Here is a 19470-nt window from a genome sequence, read left to right on the forward strand (position 1 = left end):
CGACTCGGTGGCAGTACTGTTCCACCGGACGGACGACTTGTCCATAGGGCGGTACAGAGTTTCTTGCCGTCGCCCCTCCAGCGCCCACCCGCGATCCCGACACTCCCGCCCAGACGCGCCGAACGCAGCCATGCCACCTGCAATAGTTTGGCTATGGCACCTCGGAAAGAGGAATGCACTGTGGTCTGTACAGCGGTCGCCGTGCTCCGCTATAGTCCCGCTCTACGGTCAGCCTGACCGCTACGCGGGACAACGGGAGACGTCATGCCGCCGGTGAATGTGCTCAGCAAGGCCGACCGGGTGCTGGAGCTGCTCGCCGACCAGGGCGAGATGCCGATCGCCGGGCTCATCGAGGCGCTGGAGGAGCCCCGTACGAGCGTGTACCGCCTTCTGGAGAGCATGCAGGAACTCGGGTGGGTGGAGCCAGGTGCGCGGCGGGGGCAATACCGGCTCGGGCTCAAGGTGTTCCGGCTGGGCGCGGCGGTTGCTCAGCGGTTCGACGAGCGTCAGGCCGCGCTGCCCGTCATGGAGCGGCTGCACGAGCAGACCGGCGAAACCGTTTTCCTGTGCGTACGCCAGGGGCTCGAGGCGGTGTGCATCGAGCGCATCGACGGCGCGCGCGTCCAGATTCTCGAGCTCAGGCTCGGCGGCCGGCTGCCGTTGCACGTCGGCGGGGCACCTCGTGTCCTCCTCGCTTTCGCTGGCGAAGCCCTCTGGGACGAGTACCTGTTCCGCTCGCCGCTCACCACCTACACAAGCAAGACCCTGAACACCCCCGAGCTGGTGCGGCAGTCCCTCGCGGCGGACGTGAACGCGGGAATCGTCATCAGCGACGAGGACGTGACCCCCGGCATCGCGTCGATCGCCGCTCCCGTCTTCAACCACACCGGCACGGTCTGCGCCGCGCTGTCACTGGCCGGCGTGTCTCCCGTGCTGCTCGGTGACAACCGACAGCGACACGAATCGATGGTGCGGGAGGCGGCCGCGGAGGTCTCCCGCTCGCTCGGCTACTCCAGTTAGGAGAAACGCTTTGTCTGACGGAACAACCCCCGTCGTACGTCGTGATCAGGGACGAGAGTTCCTCGCGCTCGGTGCACCGGTCTACCGACTGGTGCATCCGAAGACCGTGGGCTCCGTCGGGGTCGGCGTTTCGCTGTGCGTCATGCAGCCGGGCCAGCAGGTCCGCCGCCACCGGCACGACTACGAAGAGGCCTACTACGTGGTGCGCGGCACCGGCCTGATGTATCTCGAAGACCACGAGCCCATCCGCTTGGAGCCCGGCCTGTCCGTCTACATCGCGGCAAACCGCGTGCACGGACAGATCAACGACGGCTCGGAGACGCTCGAGATCGTGTGCTCCCTGTCGCCTCCCCCGGTCGAGGGACAGGTTCCGGAATTCGTGGAGGAGAACCAGTGAGTGCAGCAGCCGACGACGGTGAGCTGATCGCCCGGATCAAGGAGAAGGCGCTCTTCGCCCGCGAGGAGACGGTGCGCCTGACCGGCATCGCGAAGACCGGGCACTACGCCTCGGCCTTCTCCTGCGCCGAGATCCTCGCGACGCTCTACTACGGCGACATCATGCGGCTCAAGCCGGGCGAGCCGCAGTGGAAGCAACGCGACCGCTTCCTCTTCGGCAAGGGCCACGCGGCGATCGCGCTGTACCCGTTCCTCGCCGACTACGGCTTCTTCGACAAGTCCGTGCTCGACGAGTACACCCGCCTCGGCAACCCGCTCGGCGACCACCCGGACATGCGCAAGGTGCCGGGCATCGACTTCAGCTCCGGCTCCCTGGGGCATGCGCTGTCCGCCGGTCTCGGGATGGCCCTCGGCGGCCGGCTCAACAAGATCGACTACAACGTCTTCGTGCTGCTCGGCGACGGCGAGCAGCACGAGGGTCAGGTGTGGGAAGCGGCGCTGTCCGCGGCCCACCACCGCACCGGCAACCTGATCGCGATCGTCGACCGCAACGAGTACAGCCTCGACGGCAAGGTCGACGACGTCATCGGCATCGAGCCGGTGCTCGACAAGTGGCAGGCCTTCGGCTGGAACACCATCGACATCGACGGCCACGACGTACCCCAGGTGTTGCGGGCCCTGCGCGACGCGACCGCCGCCAGCGACGGCGGCAAGCCGACGGTCATCGTGGCCCACACCGTCAAGGGCAAGGGCATCCCCTACATGGAGACCCAGTTCGGCTGGCACCTCGGCTACCTGCACCCCTCCGACGAGAAAGCCGCCCTCGCGCACCTGAGGAGCAACGCGTGACCACCACCGAGCCCGAGCTGCACCCCGACTCCTGGCACCTGCTGATGCTGCTGGACCAGGCGCCCGGGTTCGCCGCCATCTCGCAGGCCCTCATCGAGCTGACCGACGAGGGACACCCCATCGCGGTCACCACCGCCGACCTCAAGTACTCCAACGGGCTGGTGCGCTTCCAGGAGAAGCACCCCGAGCGGTTCCTGCAGTTCGGCATCTCCGAGCAGAACATGGTGTCGGCGTCGGCCGGGCTGGCCACCACGGGCCTGCTGCCCTACACCGCGACGTTCGCGTCGTTCCTGGCGCTGCTGTGCTGCGAGCAGATCCGCACCGACGTGGCGTACTGCAACCAGCCGGTCCGCCTCATCGGCCACCACGCCGGCATCAGCCTCGGCTTCTACGGCACCTCGCACCACGCCACCGAGGACCTGGCCATCATGCGCAGCATGGCCAACATGACCGTGATCGCGCCGTCGGACCCGGCCCAGTTCCACGCGGCGATCCGCGCCACGGTGAACCACCCCGGGCCGATCTACTTCCGCGCCAGCCGCGGCCGCGACCCGATCATCTACGAGCACGGTGTCGACTTCCAGCTCGGACGCGCCATCGCGCACGGCGAGGGCAGCGACCTCATGCTCATCGCCACCGGCTCGTCGGTGCACCCGACGCTGGCGGCGGCCGAACAGCTCCGCGAGCAGGGGATCTCGGTGGGCGTGCTCGACATGCACACCGTGAAGCCGCTCGACGGCGACGCCGTGCTGGCCGCGGCGCGGGGGGCCGGCCGGCTCATGACCGTCGAGGAGCACAACGTGCTCGGCGGGCTGGGCGGCGCCGTCGCCGAGGTGCTCACCGAGGAAGGCGTGGCCACCAAGCTGCACCGGCACGGCATCAAGGACGAGTACAGCCTGATCGGGCCGCCGACGCACCTCTACCGGCACTACGAGCTGGATGCCGCCGGCATCGCGCAGGTCGCCCTGCGCTTCCTGAACGCGTGAACGGAAAGGTTGATCAGTCATGAGGGCGGTTGTCTTCACCGGGGCGGGCGGCAACGAGGTCATCGACCTCGTCGAGCGGCCAGACCCGATCCCGACCGGCAACGACGTTCGGGTCCGCGTCCGCTACGCCGGCATGAACCCGGCGGACGCCCAGCAGCGCAACGGGATCTACCCGGCCCCTCCGGGCAGCCCCGCGGACATTCCCGGTCTGGAGGTGTCGGGCGTCGTCGAGGCCGTCGGTGACGCGGTGACCACGTGGTCGCCCGGCGACCGGGTGTTCGGCCTCGTGGGTGGCGGCGGCCTCGCCGACCGGGTGATCGTCAACGAGCGGCACCTGGCCCGCGTGCCGGACTCGCTGTCCGAGGCCGACGCCGCGGCAGTGCCGGAGGCGTACATGACCGCGCACGACGCGATCCGGTCGCAGGCCGGGCTGCAGATGGGCGAGACACTCCTCGTTCACGGGGCCGCTGGCGGCGTCGGGAGCGCTGCCGTCCAGATCGGGCTCGCGGCCGGTGCGCGGGTCATCGGCGTCGTGCGCAGCGAATCGTCGTACCAGGCGGTGAAGGCGCTCGGCGCGGAGGTCGTCCACGACGCCGACTTCGCGACCGAAGTCGCCGAGCTCACCGGCGGTCGAGGTGCCGATGTCATCCTGGAGCTGGTCGGCGCCCCGCACTTCCCGGCCAACCTCGACGCGATCGCCGTACGCGGACGGATCATCGTCGTGGGCGTCGGTGCCGGCAGTGAGACTCAGATGCCACTGCTGCGGCTCATGCAGAAGCGGGTGCGCGTGCAGGGGACCGTCCTCCGCGCCCGGCCCATCGAGCAGAAGGCGGAAGCCGTCCGCGCCTTCGAACGGGAGGTGCTGCCCGCGCTCGCGAGCGGACGCGTCCGGCCGGTCATCGACCAGATCTTCCCGGTGGCGCAGGTGAAGTCGGCATTCGACCGGCTTGAGGGCAAGGGCAAGGTCGGCAAGATCCTGCTGGACTTCGGCGGCTGAGCAGGAACTGCCCGCTCCGCACGTCTGACAGTGCGGAGCGGGCAGTCGGCCGCGCTGGCAATTGCCACTGGAGCGGCGGGCGACGTCGAGTTGGACGAGAACGCCCTCCGGGACGTCGTCGCGTACGAGGAGCTTCTCGCCAGCCGGGTGCTGAGGCCACAGTGTGTTCGCGCGGGCCCTCGGTGTTCGCGCGAGGCCTCGCCATCGGGCGAAGGAGCAACAGATCGCGGTGTCCGGGCGGCGGGGTTGGTCAGTGGGCGTCGGTGACCACATGAGAGCAGGCCGGGCAGGCCACCGGCCCCTGCTCGGCGAACCACCGGCAGCTACGCCGAATCGCGCACTTGGGAAGCTCGATCTCCGCCGGCCCCACGGTCTCCTGGTAGGAGGCGGCCATCCGGGCGCCCAGCCCGCAGTGCTCGCCGGTCCAGAAGCCGCAGGACGAGGTGACGCACGGCCCGGCGAGCCGGTAGCGGGCCTCGACCGGCGTGTCCGAGCCGGCCGCCGCGGCGAGCGCTACGTCGGCGGGAACCTGCGGGGTGACGTAGGCGACCCGACCCGCCGGAGTGATCATGCCGAGGAACACCGTGGCGTTGGCCGCGGGGGTGCTCGGGCACATCCGCTCCGGCGGGTCCGGACGACGGACGACGACGGTCACCGCTGGATCCAGAAACCGATGTCGTTGATCTTCTGACCGAGGTCCTCGGCGGAGATGCCGTCGAGCACCCACAGCCCGTACCACTCGGGGCGGAGCTTGAGGTTGGCGTGGCCGAGGGTGAGCGGGTTGGCCAGCTTGGCGTTGGCGGAGGAGAGGGCGGCCAGGCCGGCCTTCTGGATCTCGCCGGCGATGAGGGTCTGCTGCTCGGCGGTCAGGTCGACGCCGTCGACCACGAACCGGAACTCGTTGCGGGACATGTGTTACCTCCGGTCATTCGTACGATTCGGTGCCCAGCCCGCGGCGCAGGCTGGTCCGGGTGAAGGCCGCCCAGCCGGAGCGGGATGCGACGTCGACGTGCTGCCCGGCCCGGGTGAGCGCCCGGTTGGCGTGCTCCCGCCAGCGGGCCCTGCCGGCCGATCGGTCGCCCCACAGCTCCCGGCACGCCGCGACCGCGAAGGCCACCTGTGCGGGCGAGCCGGTGAAGCCGGCGACCCCGTCGCCGACCCGGACGGCCCCGCCGGCCAGCACGGTGACGGTCGGGAAGTGGTGGTGCAGGCTGGCCAGGGTCGCCCAGTGGCTGCCGTCCATCCGGCCGGCGGCGAACCCGTCGTGCAACCCGTCGTCGCGCCGGTAGCGGATCGCGTGCAGGGTGAAGGCGTCGCCGGCCGGGTCGACCCGGCCGACCACCTGGACCGGGGCGCTCCAGACGTGGGGCGAGTTCGCCGACCAGAAGGCCAGCCAGCCGGCAAGCCGGTCGTGGAAGTCGGCCTGGAAGCGGCCGGTGGTCGCCGCCCCGCCGGGTGCGTGCAACGTCGCGGTGGCGATCCGGCCGCGAGAGACCAGCGGGGTAGCGGCGGTCGGGCTCGCGGCGGTCGCGGCGGTCGGGGCGCCGGCCACGCCGGTCACGGTGACCGCCGAGGCCGCCGCCGCGCCGGCGAGGAGTCGCCGGCGCGAGAACAGGTGTCCGTTGTCGTTCATCGTCGGCCTTTCGTCGACGGCCATTGGCCCGACGCTATCGACCGGAAGAGATCGGGTGAACACGTGGAGTGACGGGAGGTTGACATGAATGTTGGGAATCAACGGCGGCGTGAACGGGCATTCGTGTGCTGCCGGCAGCGCGGCGCACCGCCCGACCCGATCGGTTGTGCCGGCCACCGCCGCGGCTGCGCCGCCATCGACGGACGCGACGGCTCGAGGTATGCGGGGCGCAACGGTGGCCCCCGTCGGCCGTGCGGTCAACGCAGGATCTCCAGTCCCTCTCGGAGTGGTCGCTCGACTCTGGGAAACTGCCGAGCCATCCTCGGCGGTTTCGCCGGTCATCGCCCGAACAGGATCGGGATCGATCAAGATCGGCAGTCATGGCCCAGAGGGTGGCTGACCGCGCCGAGAGCGGCCAACTACCCGACGAAATCCTTGCCGTGGCGAAGCGGCTGGCCGACCTGATCGGCGGGCTGCCCACCGCCGACATCGCCATCCCCGGTGCGTCGTGGACCGTCGCCGAGGCGGCAGCACACTTGGCGATGGCCAACGAACTCATGGCGACGATCGCCGGCGGCCGACCGGCGACTCACGGCGACGGAACGAAAGCCGGGCTGGCCAGCGCGAACGCGCAGTCTCTGAGCTACGACGGGTTGACCGGCGGTGGCTGTGGAAGGACCGGGAGCACGACATCGCCATGGAGCTTCCGGTGCTGCCGGCGTCCCCGGCGAGTCGCCCGACCCGATCCAGCTTTGCCTGCCCGGGCGCGGCTGCACCGCCATCGACGGCCGGGAGGGCCCGAGCCCAGCAGCGATGAGTTGGACTGCGACCCGGCGTCAGTCACATAGCCCTCCAGCCCTGAGCCGTTGCGGTCCAGGTCCGCCCACGGCAGTTCCCGAGCAAGGCCGGGTCGGCGAGCGCGAACACCTGCTGCAGCACGGTGCCGAAATCCGAGGGAAGACGGTCGTCGAGGCGGTGCTTACGTCGCCAGGCCGCCCACCGTGATTGCGCCAGCGTCGCAAAGCCGTCGAGGGCCTCGCTCAGCAGCACGGGCGTCACTACACGATATTCGGCCACCCGCTGCACTGCCGCCGCCAGCTGGTCGCCGTCAACATCGTGGCGGCAGGACAGCAGGTAAACGTCGGCGAAGTCACGCCAGCGAGTGTTCGCCTCGCCTCGCTGCAACGCCGTCACCAACTTCTCCGCGTACACCATCGGGAGCGGATAGCCGGTGACCACGATCTCCCCGTCGAGCAGCCGCGGAAGTTTGATCGGTTGCGGATCGGGCCAGATCGGGTCGCCGACGTTGACGTCGACATGGAAGGTCAAGCGTGCGGCGGAGAGACTGCCGGTGAGGCTGACCCGCACTCCGGCATAGACGTCGTCGTCCCGGATCGTGTCCGCGCTGGCGCTCGCCGCGTCGAAGACCAGGCCGTCGTCGAGGTGCAGGGTGGCGATGTCGCGGACGATGCCGAGCACCTGATCCGTGTCATTCGAGATCCATCGGCCTGAAGATCTACGTCGCGGGTGGGCCGGCGCGCGGCGTAGGCGGCCAGCAGAACCCCGCCCTTGAGGACGAGCTTGTCCGCGTACGGGGACTGGGACAGGCGGGCGAGGAAGCCTTCCAGGGCGTAGACCTGGTGCAGCTCGTCTGTGGGCCGACTGGTGCGACGAGCGAGGTTTTGGAGGTCGAGGTAGGCGCGGCCAGCGACGGTGGTACGCGTGGGACGTACGGTCACAGCAGGATCTCCAGTGCCTCTCGGAGCGGTCGCTCGGCTTTGGGGAACCGGCGAGCCATCGTCAGTAGTTTCGACGGCGAAGCGTCGCTCCGCCTCAGCCATCGCCGTAGCGCCGCGTACGCCACATCCGGCCCCTCCCGGTGCCGCAGACGAACGGCGTCGATGATGCTGCGTTCGGGGCTGTAGAGCCCGATCGAGGTCTCCGGGTCGAGTCGCAGTTCCGTGCGCCCAGTATCGAAGGTGGCCGGGTCGAACCAGTGCCAGGCGACCGGCGCGGTAGTGGCCGGTCGATGCCGCCCGCGAGGCAGCGCAACGTCGATACGGGAGGGGATCTCGTCGGTGAGGCCGTGCCGAGCCAGCGCGGTGGTCAGGCACAGGGTGGCAGACGGGGCGCGGCGGGCGACCTCGATGAGGTCGATATCCGCCGTCTGCGCGTCATGTCGCCGGTAGAGCCCCCGTCCGACAGGCTCGATGAGCCCGTGATCGCGCAGCCGGTACAGCTGCCGCTCTGACAGGCCAGCTTCAAGAGCTTGGGTGTAGCTGAAGGTGGCCGGGAGCATGCTCAGCAACACGCTCTCAGCCCCCGGTTCATCCGCTGACCCCATGGGGAAACTCTATACACGTTGCCGCCACCTGTAGCGGATTTCCTACCTGATGCGCTTCGGCCGATGGCGCCGGGATGGGGCGTGCAAGATCCGCGTTGACGTGAGACGAGGCGCCCTTGGTCTGATACCTGAAGCGGCCAGCGAAGTGCGCGAACCGTTCTCAATCATGAGCAGCTTCGGCCGCTCGGCTACGTCGCGCCCAGATGGGCGATCATCGTCTGGTTCGCGGCCCAGCCATCGGGGAACTTGACCGGCACGTCGAGGTGCACGGTCTCGGTCGAGGGGTGGGCGTCGAGCAGCTCGCCGATGCCCGCCCGGGCCACCACGATGCAGGCGTGCCGGTGCCGGGACGTCAGCACGCAGAGCCGCCCCGACTCCAGGTGGAAGGCCGTCGCGTCCCGCCGTCCGGAGAGTGGGTGCGGGACGATCGTCACGTCGTACTCGCGGCCCTGGAGCCGGTTGGCGGTGTCTACGGTGATGCCCGCGCCGGCCTCGCCGAGGTGTGCGCGGATGGCCGCGACTTGGTCGCGGTGGGCGGCCCCGACGGCGATCCGGTCCGCGGTGACCGGCGCGCCGGCCGGCGCGTGTTCGGAGAGCGCGACCGCTCCGCGCTGCAACACCCGCAGGGCGAGGACCGCGCAGGCCGCGGCGGCCTCCGCGTCGGTACGCAGAGTGTGCCGGGCCGGCAGCTCGTACAGCGCCCACCCGGAGGTGGCCGCCAGCTCCACCGCCGCGTCGACCGCGTCCCCTGGTCCGGACGCGGTGAACGCCAGGGCCCGGTCGTCGGGGCCGGTGCCGGCGCGGAACCCGGTGAACGGGTAGAAGGCCGCCGCGACGACCGGCGCCGCCGAGGCGGGCAGTCGCCAGGACACGGGCAGGCGGTGCACCGGAAGCTCCGGGTTGTGCCGCAGGAGCACCGCCACGGCCGACTGCATCGGATCCCAGGTCAGGCCGGTCCAGCGCGCGGTCTCGACCGTGGAGAAAGGGTCGAGCTGCCCGGGGTCGCCGACGAACAGCGCCCGCTCGAACCTGCCGGCCACGCGCAGCAGGGCGTCCGACCGCATCTGGTACGCCTCGTCGACGATCGCCCACGGCCAGGAGCCCTCGGTGACGGTGGCCCACTTGGCGGCCGTACCGAGGATGACGGCCGGACCGCCGAGGTCGATGACCTTGGCGGCGACCTTGACCGTCTCGTGGTCTCTGACCCGGGCGGAGGGCCGGTAGTCGGCGGCGGAGAGCCGGCCGATGCGCAGCTCGGGGGCCTTGCGGGCGAGGCGGTCGATGAGGTCGTCGACCTGCTCGTTGGTCTGCGCGATGATGATCAGGGGCTCGCCGGCGACGGCCAGCTCGACGGCGGCGCGGACCACGAGGGTCGACTTGCCGGCCCCTGGTGGGGAGTCGACCACCACGCCCCGATGCGTGCCGCAGCGCAGGTCGGCCAGCACCGCGCTGATCACGCGGTCGGCCTCCACCCCCGGCGGCACGGCCAACCCAGCGAGCATGGACCCGTCACCTCCCGACCCGGCACCCTACCGGCCGCGCACGCGCCTCCTGCGATACCGCCGGGTCGGGACCGGACGCGCCCTGCCTGAACTTCGACAACCTCGTCGATGGTCAGCGCACCTGGGAGTGCTCCCGGTCGCTCTACCTCCAGCCCGGCCATTCGAGTCACGCGCTAGCCGCGATTACCTCAAGAAGCAGTTTCGGGCGAATTCGCCTGCCGGTCCTCCACTGCCGATTCAGGCATACACCAGGGCGAGTCTGCGATGTTCGCGGTCGTCGGTGCGCTTGGCCAGGGCCCGCAACTGGGCCGAGGCGGTGGCGGGATGGCGCGCGCACCAGGCCTGCATGAGGGCGGCGGCGGTTTTCGGCGGGCTCCCGGTGGCGGTGGCAACCACCACCAGGACGAGCCCGGACCTCAGCGGACCGCCGAGCAGCGCAGAACCAGGCTGACCCCCAAGCCTGGCCGGCTCCTGGCGTTGTGGGGTCAGGGGTTCGAGTCCCCTCGGCTCCACTCCCGGAACGATGCCGTGGTCAGGTCAATGGAGGCATATGCGAACCGAGATCCGAGCGCGATCGGGGGGAGATGTCCGCGCCCCATCCTGCCGTTGTCGATCTGTCGAGGAGGCGGCCATGCACTGGGTCCGCACGAACTTGAGTCCGCCGGCGTTCGCCGCGGTCGCTCTCCTGTTCGCCCTACCGTTCGCGGCGCTGAAGGGTGAGGCCGGGGAATGGCGTGTGGCGGTGACCTGGACTGGTTGGGGCTTGACCGTCGGTGGCGGGGCTCAGGTCCACCTGGAGACCCTGCTCTGGGATGGCGACCGTGGTCAGTACGTCATGCAGGAGGTGCCGAACGAGGCGCCGCAGATCGGTCCCGAGGAGCCCATCTACCTGCCGGGGCAACCGCTCTTCATGGTCGCCGCGCTGGGTGTCCTGGCTGGCGTGCTTGCCAGGATCCTGGCCGGTGTCAAGTCCCGCCTGGTGGTATCGGCGGTAGCGGCATTCGTCGCGGCGGGGGCGCTTGCGCTCGGCCTACGGGGCGTACTGCGTCGCTTTGATCCGCCGCCTTACGACGAGGCCATGTCCGCCGTACCGGCCGTCGGGTTCTGGCTGGCGGTCGGCATCCTGGCATTGCTCGGCGTCGGCAATGCGATCGCGGCGTACCGGTTGCGGAGGCGTGGCGAAGCCCTCAAGCCTGAACTCGGTGACGAATTGACTGGGTAGGCCCCGTACCCGGACCTTGCCCGCTGGCTCTACGGCGGCTGATCCGCCTCACGTGGGTGGCCGACAGGAAAGCCGCGGAGCGTGGCCGCTACTGCGGTCAGTTCCCGCCGCGGTACGGGCCATCCACGTAGACGAGCGTGTCACCGACGGCCCTCGTCTGCAGGTGTAGCGGATTTCTCCGGCAGGGCTAACCGGGCGTCGTGTCGGCGGGGAAGCGCTCGTGTCCCAGCACGGCGAGCAGCTGCAGCTTCTCGCAGCCCTCGCTGCGCGGGGATGCGGTGAGCACGAGCAGTGCCTGGGACTGGTCCTCGGTGAACAGCGCCTGGCAGTCGAGTTCGATCGCACCGAGCTGGGGATGGATGAGTGTCTTGTGGTCCGCGAAGCGCTTGGCGACCTCGTGCCGTTCCCACAGCTCGGCGAACTCCGGGCTCGCCTTCTGCAGCGCCCGCACCAGCTCACCGGCCCGCGATTGCGGGCCCATCGATCCGTACGCGGCACGCAGGTTGGCGACCTGGGCGCGGCTCTGCCGGTCGCGGTCCTCCTCGGGGTAGCGCAGCCGCTCCGCGGGAGCCGTGAACCACCGGTAGATCTCGCTGCGGGCGAGGCCCGTGTAGCCCGAGTTGTCGCCGAGCAGGGCTGCGGCCATCCGGTTCTGCACGAGCGTCTCGCCGAGGTTGGACAGGATGAGCGCCGGGGTGTCGTCGAGCCGGTCCAGCACGCGCAGCAGCGCCGGGGCGACGTGCGTCGCCGCGGACACGACTGCCGGGGCGTTGTGCCCCGCCACCCGGAACAGGTAGTCGCGTTCGTCCTTCGTCAGCCGCAGCGCCCGGGCGAGCGACGCGAGCATCTGGGCGCTCGGCTGCGGGCCGCGCTGCTGTTCGAGCCGGGTGTAGTAGTCGGTCGACATCGCGGCGAGGGCGGCGACCTCCTCACGGCGCAGGCCCGGTGCACGCCGGCGCGCGCCCGCAGCCAGCCCGACGTCCCCGGGCTGCAGCGCCTCGCGGCGGCGGCGCAGGAAATCGGCCAGTGCTGCACGATCCATGATCCCAGTATCCGGCTGCGGCGGGCGCGAACCAGGGATTGCGGATCCCCCGATGACCGGTCTCTGCCCCGAACCAGGGACGACGGCCGAAGCTCGGTGCATGAACATCTCCGGAAACACCATCTTCATCCCCGGCTCCACGAGCGGGATCGGTCTCGCCCTGGCGCTCGAGCTGCGGGCCAAGGGCAACACGGTCATCGTCGGCGGTCGGCGCACCGACCTGCTCGAGCAGATCGCCGCGGACCACTCCGACATCGACACCGTGGCGATCGACACGACGAGCGCCGCGAGCATCGAGGCCGCCGCGAAGGAGGTGCTGGCGAAGCACCCGGACCTCAACGTCCTGGTCACGATGGCCGGCATCATGCGTATCGAGGACTGGCGCAAGCCGGAAACGTTCCTCGCCTCGGCCGAGGCGGTGCTGACGACCAACGTGCTCGGCCCGATCCGCCTGATCGCCGCGTTCATCGAGCACCTGCAGGCGCAGCCGGACGCCACCATCATCACCGTCTCCTCGGGCCTGGCGTTCGCGCCGCTCAAGGTCACCCCGAGCTACAACGCGTCGAAGGCCGCGATCCACATGCTCAGCGAGTCGATCCGGCTGCAGCTCGCGGACACGACCGTGAAGATCGTGGAGCTCGAACCGCCGGCCGTCCGCACCGCGCTGCTGCCCGGGCAGGAGACCAGCGAGTTCGGGGTGCCGCTGGACGAGTTCGTGGCGGAGGTCGTCGCGCTGCTCGAGTCGCAGCCCGACGCGAAGGAGATCCAGGTCGAGCGGGTGAAGTTCCTCCGCTACGGCGAGGCGCGCGGCGACTACGACCAGGTCGTCGCGACGCTCAACGCGTCCGACCCCCACGGGAAGTAGTCTCGGCCGGCCCCGGCGGCGGGTGGCTCGCTTACGGGACCATGGAGCCGCCATGACGTCGGGAAACGGTCAAGCGTCACCTGAGGGTTGCCGAAGAAAAATAGCGCGCAGGTTGAAGGCCAAGATTAGGAAAGATTAAGAATCCGATTAGCGGAGTCTTACGTACGCACAATTCCGGCACCCAATGTGCCCGCTTGACAGCGCAGGGAATTGGCGTCACCGGCTCGTTGATTTCTCCGGGCCGTCCTCACTAATGTTGGTCAGCGTCCGTTCCGGATGTCGGTCTCCACCTGGAGTGCCCCGGGACGGCCACCGCCGAGTCGCTGGACGTCACTGGCGTCGCCAGGCGAGCCGGGGAACCACCGCAGGTTTCGGGGTGAATCCGCATCAGCGGTAGGGCGCCTTCCACGCCCGAACCCGTCAGCTAACCCGGCAGGCGGTCGAGGTCGGTGCACGTGGGGTGCGTCGGCCTCGAGTGGAAGGAGCCGAAGCCGTTGCCACCCGTGCGCACCCGGCCCGCCGGATCGCGTCTGTTCACCAGAATCCTCGCCGTCGCGGCGGCGGCCATGGTGGCCGTCGGGCCAGCGGCCCCCGCCCACGCCGCACCGTCGGCCGCCGATGTGCAGCAGCAGATCGATGCGGCGTGGCAAAAGCTCGAACCCGTCATCGAGCAGTACAACAAGGTCCGGTCGGAACTGGCCGTGGACCAGCGGAGGTCGGCCGAACTGAGCCGGAGGATCGAGCCGCTCGGCAAGTCGGTGGAGATCAGCAGGACCCGGGTCCAGGAGATTGTGACGGGGTACTACAAGCAGGAAAAATCGCTTTCCACATTCAACGCCCTGCTGTCCCGCGGCTCGCCGCCGATCGCGTTGGGGGATCAGCTCGCGCTCGTGAATCAGGTGGCAAATTCGGAGCAGCGACAGATCACCCGGCTGTCGGCCCAGCAGGCGAGCTACGACGCCGACAAGGAGAAGGTTGACGCGCTGATCGCGATACAGCAGCGCCAGCAGGCCCAGCTGGCGGCTCGCAAGAAGGCCATCGACGCCGAGATCAAGCGGCTGGATGCGCTACACAGACAGGTCGCCGCCGCGGAGGCGACCGCAACGGCCAAGGCGGCCGCGGACGCCGCGGCGGCCAGAGCCGCAGCCGCCGCGCAGACAGCCGCCACCGCGAGCAGCAGCTCACCCATCACGTCGACCAGTTCGCTGTTCATCGGTGGGAAGTGTCCCGCCGTCCCCATCACGGGAAGCGGCGGCGTCGCGGCGAAAACCGCGTGCAATCAGATCGGCGAGCCGTACGTGTGGGCGGCCGACGGTCCCGACTCGTTCGACTGCTCCGGCCTGACCCAGTACGCGTGGGCCTCCGCCGGGGTGCAGCTGACCCATTACACAGGTTCTCAATGGACCGCAGGTGTGGCGGTGAGCAGAGCAAACCTTCGCACGGGTGACCTCGTCTTCTTCTACTCCGATCACCATCACGTGGGCATCTACGTCGGCAACGGACTGATCGTCCACGCCCCGCATACCGGGGACGTGGTCCGAATGGCCCAGCTGGCGGATATGCCGTACAGCGGTGCTCGCCGCCCCGGCTGACCGTCCGGTCCCGAGCTGTAGGTTCTCAACCTCGATGACGCTTTCTCAAGATCATGCCGCCGCGGATGTGGGCAACGAGCCCGCTGGCGGTGCTCCGGCTCCGGGGCGTCACTCTGGAGGTCGATGCTGGCGCCCGGCCTGATCGCCAAGAACGGCGCCAGGCTGAACGGGGCCCCGCTCGGGGACGATGCCTACGGCGTGCCGGGCAGCCGGACCGTGACGAGGAGACCGCCGACGGGGCTGGGGACGAGGTCGAGGGTCCCGTCGTGGGCGCGGACGATGCTGTGCACGATGGCCAGGCCGAGGCCGACGCCGGCGTGTTCGTCGGTGTGTACGCGTTCCGTTCCGCGCTGGAAGGGTTCGGTGAGGGTCGGTATCAGTTCTGGTGGGAGCCGACGACCCGTGTTCTCGACCTGCAGCACGCTCGTGTCGCCGTGCGCCTCGGTGTGGACCGTCACGGTGCCGTCGGCGGGGAGGTTGTGGACGATGGCGTTCTGGACGAGGTTCGTCACCATCCGCGACAGAATTTCGGCGGAGCCGCTGGTCTGAGCCGCCCCGCCGGTGACGTCCAGCGTGATCCGGCGCTGTTCGGCGAGGGGAAGCAGCGTTTCGGCGGCTTCTTCGGCGATGAGGGAGAGGTCGACGCTCTCGCGGGTGAAGTTTCCGCGGTCGCCGCGGCTGAGCAGCAGGAGGGCCTCGGTGAGGTCGATCGCCCGCTTGTTGACGACGTGCAGGCGTTCGATGAGTTCGCCCCGGACTCGCGTGGGGTCCTGGCGGGCGACGTCCAGGAGCGTCCGCGAGATCGCCAGCGGGGTGCGCAGTTCGTGGGAGGCGTTCGCGGCGAACCTCTGCTTCTCGGCGACGTGGGACTCGAGTTGTTCGAGCATCGAGTCGAACGCGTCGGAGAGTTCACGGAATTCGTCCTGGCGGCCCTTCATACGGATCCGGTGGGACAGCGACCCCCTCCCGGCCATCCGTGCCGCATCCGTAATCTGTGTGAGTGGTGCGAGCATCCGGCCGGCGAGGGTCCATCCCCCGACGAGCCCGAACATGAGCAGGAAGACCATCGCTACGGCCGCGGCGGGGGCGAAGGTGTGCACAAGGAGGTAGCGGTTGGGCGAGATCCCGAGAAGGCCCTGGGAGGTGTCGGGTACGTAGCGCAGCAGGAACCCCCACACCACGGCCAGCAGGAGGGCGCCGGCGACGGCGAGGAACCCGGCGTAGCTGAGGGTGAGTTTCAGTCGGGCGCTGAGCCCTGGGCGTCTATGCATGCGTACTGCCGGGGGCGGTGGTGTCCCTGTCAGGGGCGATGGTGTTCATACCGGTGTCGATCCGGTAGCCGACGCCGGGAACGGTGGCGATGATCCATGGTTCGCCGAGCCGTTTGCGCAGTGCGGAGACGGTGATGCGCACGGCGTTGGTGAGGGGGTTGGCGTTCTCGTCCCAGGCCCGTTCCAGCAGCTCCTCGGCGCTGACGACCCCGCCCTCGGCGGCGACGAGGACTTCCAGCACGGCGAACTGTTTGCGGGTGAGCGCGACGTAGCGTCCGTCGCGGAAGACCTCCCGACGGAAGGGGTCGAGCCGCAGGTCCGCGATCACGCGGACCGGGGGCCGGGCGTACCCGCGTCTGCGGTCGAGCGCCCTCAGCCGCAGGACGAGCTCCCGCAGCTCGAACGGTTTGGTGAGGTAGTCGTCGGCGCCGAGCTCGAACCCGGAAGCCTTGTCGTCGATCCGGTCGGCAGCGGTGAGCATGAGGATCGGGATGCCGCTGCCGGAGGCGACGATGCGCCGGGCGACCTCGTCGCCGGAGGGGCCGGGGATGTCGCGGTCGAGGACCGCGAGGTCGTAGGAGTTGACGCTGAGCAGTTCCAGGGCGGAGTCGCCGTCGCCGGCGATGTCGGCGGCAATCGCCTCCAGCCGCAGACCGTCACGGACCGCTTCGGCCAGGTAGGGCTCGTCCTCCACGATCAGTACGCGCATGCCTGAAGCCTATTGTCAGCACAAACTATCGCCGACGGGTGCATACCGGACACGCGCCTCAGCCTCCCGATGCCGGCGCGGGGCGAGGCTGGTCCGACGGCACCTCCGCCGTAGTGCGCCACCAGTGGCGCGACGCCAGCGCGGCCAGCACGGCGCCGGCGGCGTTGACCAGTACGTCATCCACGGAGGACACCCGGTCCAGCCGCAGGACGTACTGTGCGGTTTCGACCAGGACCGAACAGCCTGCCCCGAACGCCAGGATCCGCGGCACGGACGCCAGCGCCGCGAACCGCATCGGAGCGAAGAACCCCAGCGCCGCGAAGATCAGCAGGTTGCCGACGATCCCGACCGGCCCCATCGTGACCAGGTCCCGCAGCGGGACCAGACTCACCCGGCCGGGGACGATGCCGGCCCCAAGGCCCGGCATCATGGTCATCCATACGAACGGCACCGTCCCGTGGACCATGCCCACCTCGGCCAGCGACATCCGCCACGCCGATGTGACGCCAGCGGCACGCCGACGGCGCGCCAGAGCCCATACCACCAGAGCGGCCAACGGCACCGCGACCAGCATCATGAGCAGCACACCGTTGAACGTATCGAAGCAGCCGTGCCACCGCCCGGCCATGCACCTCGGAGCGGACATCATGAGCGGCCGCCGCACGGCGAACGCCACGCTCGCCACGCCCAGGATCGCCAAGCTGACAAGCACGATCCTGCGCGTGCGGCGAGGCGGTGCTGACAGGGATGCGCTGTGGTTCATGTTCCCATTGGAAACGGAGGGCCGTTGCGGTGGCGTATGCGATTTTGGATAAGTCCGCGATACACGGAATCCCCGGCGTCGTCGCCCGGCACCTCTGCCGCGACCAGAGCCCGCAGCCGGCTGTCGACATCGACGGGCAACCGGTCCACGACCCGGACGGTCAGCGCTTGCTCGACCCGGTGCAACGCGGAGCGCACGATCCGGTCGATCCGCCCGGCCACCGGCGGCTCGATCCGCTCCGTCCGGCAGCGCACCAGCAGCTCGTCGCGAACCGACTTCGGGTGCCGTTCGGCCTCGCACACCCCGGCATCGGCGGACTTCCGTCCCGTCCACGCCGCTCAACAACCCGCCGCGGAAAGCGCCATGATCTTGACGAAGCAGCGCCGACAGCAACCTGAGAAACCGACATGATGGCGCTGCCAAGTACACCCCACCCGCGACATCGGGTGTGAGAACCTACACGAGCCACCGGACACCGCTGACGCTTCCGCCGTAGTCAGGTGACGGTAGCGCCGACGTGGGTCTCGGCGCACACCGTTCGTGTGCGGTGCGCTCCTCCGCCCGAAGCGGGACCGCCGGGACGTACCCGACGGCCCCGACGGTCAACTCAGTGGACGACGACGGGCGTCTTCCCCTGCTCCCCCGGCTGGTCGTCGAGCAGGTGCGACCGCTCACGCCGGCGGGGCAGGAACGCGGCCGGGATGAACGTCAGCAGCACCAGCGCGAACGCCACCCAGAACGTCGTGCCGAAGGAGCTGGCGGCGAAGTCGAGCCCGCGCTCGATGAGCGACGGGTCGACCGGGAACTGCTGGGTCAGTTCCGGCCGCTGCTGGGCGGCGATGGCCAGCCCAGCCTCGGTAATCGGCTTGCCGCTCGGGTCGGTCACACCGGGGATCGGCTGGGAGCCGTTCAGCTCGTTGGTGAGGATCACCGACATCACCGCGGCGCCGACGGAGCCGCCGATCTGCTGGAGGATGTTCACCAGCGTGGAGCCGCGGGCGACCTCCTGCGCGTGCAGGGTCTTCAGCGCGGACGTCATGATCGGCATCATCGTGCCGCCCATGCCCAGACCCATCACGAACAGCGAGCCGCAGAGCAGCACGTACGAGGTGTTCGGGTCGACCTGGGTGAAGGCGAAGAACCCGAGGACGATGAGCGCCAGCGCGAACGGCACCGTACGGCCGATGGGCACCCGGTCGGCCAGCGTCCCGGCGATCGGCATGGTGATCATCGCGCCGATGCCCTGTGGCGCCATCAGCAGGCCGGCGGCCAGCGTCGACTCGCCGCGCACCTGCAGGAAGTAGCTCGGGAACAGCAGGCCGGCCCCCATGAACGCGATGATGAAGACGAACATGGTCACCGCCGCGATGGTCAGGCTGCGGTTGCGGAACAACCGCAGGTCGAGCAGCGGGTGCCGCGGCTTGAAGGAGTAGAGGACGAACGCCACCACCAGCGCGGCGCCGATCAGCATGGGGACCCACACCTCGGTATCGGCGAACGTGCCGGCCTCGGGCAGCGAGGAGACGCCGTAGAGGAACAGGGCGAGCCCCGGCGAAAGCATCAGCATGCCGAGGAAGTCGAACGACTCCGACGGCTGGGGGCTGTCCTTCGGCAGGGCCAGCTGCGCGTAGATCAGCGCGATGGCGCCGATCGGCAGGTTGATCAGGAAGATCCAGTGCCAGCTCGCCACGTCGATCAGCCAGCCGCCGAGGATCGGGCCGCCGATCGGGCCGAGCAGCATCGGGATGCCGAGGACGGCCATCAACCGGCCGATCCGGTGCGGCCCCGCCGCCCGGGTCATGATCGTCATGCCGATCGGCATGAGCATGCCGCCGCCGAGGCCCTGCAGCACGCGGTACGCGATCAACTCCCCGATGGTGTCGGCGGTGGCGCACAGCACGGACCCGATCGTGAACAGCGCCAGGGCGACCATGTAGAGGCGTTTGGTGCCGAACCGGTCGGCGGCCCACCCGCTGAGCGGGATCACCGTGGCCAGCGCGAGCGTGTAGCCGGTCATCGTCCATGCGACGCGGGCGTAGGACGCGTCGAACTCGCTCTGGAACGTCGGCAGCGCGACGCTGACCACCGTCACGTCGAGGATCGACATGATCGCACCGAGCACGACGACGCCGGCCACCTTGAGAACCGCGGCGTCGAGCTTGTCCGATGTCGGGACAGGCTGCGGTGCCGCGACAGCTTGCTGTGTCACGAAGTCTCCTGAAGTCGGATCTGACCGAACGGGTGAGCGGTGGTGGCGGCGCGGCGCCGGCCGATGGGCA

Annotated in this window: 21 protein-coding genes, 1 pseudogene and 1 riboswitch; of the genes and pseudogenes, 8 read left to right on the forward strand and 14 right to left on the reverse strand. The window is 69.7% G+C overall.

Annotated features, from left to right (window positions below):
* Window positions 1–264 precede the first annotated feature (264 nt).
* Genes DKT69_RS18775 through DKT69_RS18795 form a run of 5 tightly spaced genes read left to right on the forward strand, consistent with a single transcriptional unit; the run spans window position 265 to window position 4248 of the window.
* Window positions 265–1020 (forward strand): IclR family transcriptional regulator, encoded by a 756-nt coding sequence (locus DKT69_RS18775; RefSeq protein WP_109802830.1) that lies wholly within the window; start codon window positions 265–267, stop codon window positions 1018–1020.
* Window positions 1021–1030: 10 nt separating this feature from the next.
* Window positions 1031–1417: a cupin domain-containing protein gene (locus DKT69_RS18780; protein WP_146231128.1), complete on the forward strand. Its 387-nt coding sequence runs from the start codon at window positions 1031–1033 to the stop codon at window positions 1415–1417.
* On the forward strand, window positions 1414–2265 hold the full coding sequence (locus DKT69_RS18785) for a transketolase (RefSeq protein WP_109802832.1): 852 nt from the start codon (window positions 1414–1416) through the stop codon (window positions 2263–2265). Before DKT69_RS18780 ends, DKT69_RS18785 begins: the two co-directional genes overlap by 4 nt.
* A complete protein-coding gene (locus tag DKT69_RS18790) occupies window positions 2262–3251 on the forward strand; it encodes a transketolase family protein (protein WP_201749731.1) in 990 nt (329 codons plus the stop codon). Before DKT69_RS18785 ends, DKT69_RS18790 begins: the two co-directional genes overlap by 4 nt.
* A 19-nt stretch (window positions 3252–3270) precedes the next feature.
* Window positions 3271–4248: an NAD(P)H-quinone oxidoreductase gene (locus DKT69_RS18795; RefSeq protein ID WP_109802833.1), complete on the forward strand. Its 978-nt coding sequence runs from the start codon at window positions 3271–3273 to the stop codon at window positions 4246–4248.
* A gap of 250 nt (window positions 4249–4498) precedes the next feature.
* On the opposite strand, the gene DKT69_RS18800 is transcribed toward DKT69_RS18795, so the two are convergent.
* The 8 genes and pseudogenes from DKT69_RS18800 to DKT69_RS38395 all read right to left on the reverse strand — a co-directional run bounded on the left by DKT69_RS18800 (window position 4499) and on the right by DKT69_RS38395 (window position 10126).
* The gene (locus tag DKT69_RS18800) at window positions 4499–4903 is read right to left on the reverse strand and encodes a hypothetical protein (protein ID WP_236648021.1); all 405 of its coding nucleotides are present in this window, start codon (window positions 4901–4903) and stop codon (window positions 4499–4501) included.
* Window positions 4900–5160: a hypothetical protein gene (locus tag DKT69_RS18805; protein WP_109802834.1), complete on the reverse strand. Its 261-nt coding sequence runs from the start codon at window positions 5158–5160 to the stop codon at window positions 4900–4902. Before DKT69_RS18805 ends, DKT69_RS18800 begins: the two co-directional genes overlap by 4 nt.
* A gap of 13 nt (window positions 5161–5173) precedes the next feature.
* Entirely contained in the window at window positions 5174–5905 is a 732-nt protein-coding gene (locus DKT69_RS18810; RefSeq protein WP_236648028.1) for a hypothetical protein, read from the reverse strand.
* Window positions 5906–6721: 816 nt separating this feature from the next.
* Window positions 6722–7381: a nucleotidyl transferase AbiEii/AbiGii toxin family protein gene (locus tag DKT69_RS40645; RefSeq protein ID WP_109802837.1), complete on the reverse strand. Its 660-nt coding sequence runs from the start codon at window positions 7379–7381 to the stop codon at window positions 6722–6724.
* Between the two features lie 14 nt (window positions 7382–7395).
* Window positions 7396–7722: pseudogene (locus DKT69_RS41120) on the reverse strand (nucleotidyl transferase AbiEii/AbiGii toxin family protein); the annotation flags it as partial.
* Window positions 7617–8192 carry a type IV toxin-antitoxin system AbiEi family antitoxin domain-containing protein gene (locus DKT69_RS18830; protein ID WP_236648029.1) on the reverse strand — a complete coding sequence of 192 codons (576 nt, stop codon included), beginning with the start codon at window positions 8190–8192 and terminating at the stop codon, window positions 7617–7619. The pseudogene DKT69_RS41120 and the gene DKT69_RS18830, both read right to left, overlap by 106 nt.
* Window positions 8193–8413: 221 nt before the next feature.
* Window positions 8414–9727, reverse strand: a complete 1314-nt coding sequence (locus tag DKT69_RS18835; RefSeq protein WP_109802839.1) for an AAA domain-containing protein — start codon at window positions 9725–9727, stop codon at window positions 8414–8416.
* Between the two features lie 237 nt (window positions 9728–9964).
* Entirely contained in the window at window positions 9965–10126 is a 162-nt protein-coding gene (locus tag DKT69_RS38395; protein ID WP_161557883.1) for a hypothetical protein, read from the reverse strand.
* A 232-nt stretch (window positions 10127–10358) separates the two neighbouring features.
* On the opposite strand from DKT69_RS38395, the gene DKT69_RS18840 reads away from it, so the two are divergent.
* Complete coding sequence (locus tag DKT69_RS18840) at window positions 10359–10949, forward strand: hypothetical protein (RefSeq protein ID WP_109802840.1); 591 nt, start codon at window positions 10359–10361, stop codon at window positions 10947–10949.
* 187 nt (window positions 10950–11136) lie between these two features.
* On the opposite strand, the gene DKT69_RS18845 is transcribed toward DKT69_RS18840, so the two are convergent.
* Window positions 11137–11991 carry a helix-turn-helix transcriptional regulator gene (locus DKT69_RS18845; RefSeq protein ID WP_109802841.1) on the reverse strand — a complete coding sequence of 285 codons (855 nt, stop codon included), beginning with the start codon at window positions 11989–11991 and terminating at the stop codon, window positions 11137–11139.
* Window positions 11992–12091: 100 nt separating this feature from the next.
* Here DKT69_RS18845 and DKT69_RS18850 point away from each other — a divergent pair, with 100 nt between their 5' ends.
* Together DKT69_RS18850 and DKT69_RS18855 are read left to right on the forward strand one after the other, a co-directional pair.
* A complete protein-coding gene (locus tag DKT69_RS18850; RefSeq protein WP_109802842.1) occupies window positions 12092–12856 on the forward strand; it encodes an SDR family oxidoreductase in 765 nt (254 codons plus the stop codon).
* 303 nt (window positions 12857–13159) lie between these two features.
* A riboswitch (cyclic di-AMP (ydaO/yuaA leader) is annotated at window positions 13160–13310 on the forward strand.
* A gap of 49 nt (window positions 13311–13359) precedes the next feature.
* The gene (locus DKT69_RS18855; RefSeq protein ID WP_236648033.1) at window positions 13360–14448 is read left to right on the forward strand and encodes a C40 family peptidase; all 1089 of its coding nucleotides are present in this window, start codon (window positions 13360–13362) and stop codon (window positions 14446–14448) included.
* Window positions 14449–14639: 191 nt separating this feature from the next.
* Here DKT69_RS18855 and DKT69_RS18860 read toward each other — a convergent pair whose 3' ends face one another.
* From DKT69_RS18860 to DKT69_RS18880, 5 genes are all read right to left on the reverse strand, one after another.
* A complete protein-coding gene (locus DKT69_RS18860) occupies window positions 14640–15719 on the reverse strand; it encodes a sensor histidine kinase (protein WP_109802844.1) in 1080 nt (359 codons plus the stop codon).
* A complete protein-coding gene (locus DKT69_RS18865; protein WP_109802845.1) occupies window positions 15712–16428 on the reverse strand; it encodes a response regulator transcription factor in 717 nt (238 codons plus the stop codon). The genes DKT69_RS18860 and DKT69_RS18865 overlap by 8 nt, the downstream gene beginning before the upstream one ends.
* A 58-nt stretch (window positions 16429–16486) precedes the next feature.
* The gene (locus DKT69_RS18870) at window positions 16487–17191 is read right to left on the reverse strand and encodes a VanZ family protein (protein ID WP_109802846.1); all 705 of its coding nucleotides are present in this window, start codon (window positions 17189–17191) and stop codon (window positions 16487–16489) included.
* Window positions 17188–17493 (reverse strand): hypothetical protein, encoded by a 306-nt coding sequence (locus DKT69_RS18875; RefSeq protein WP_109802847.1) that lies wholly within the window; start codon window positions 17491–17493, stop codon window positions 17188–17190. Before DKT69_RS18875 ends, DKT69_RS18870 begins: the two co-directional genes overlap by 4 nt.
* 305 nt (window positions 17494–17798) lie before the next feature.
* Window positions 17799–19400, reverse strand: a complete 1602-nt coding sequence (locus DKT69_RS18880; RefSeq protein ID WP_109802848.1) for a DHA2 family efflux MFS transporter permease subunit — start codon at window positions 19398–19400, stop codon at window positions 17799–17801.
* Window positions 19401–19470: the final 70 nt, after the last annotated feature.

It is taken from the genome of Micromonospora sicca (genome assembly GCF_003172935.1).
In the GTDB taxonomy this organism is placed as follows: Bacteria; Actinomycetota; Actinomycetes; order Mycobacteriales; family Micromonosporaceae; genus Micromonospora; species Micromonospora sicca.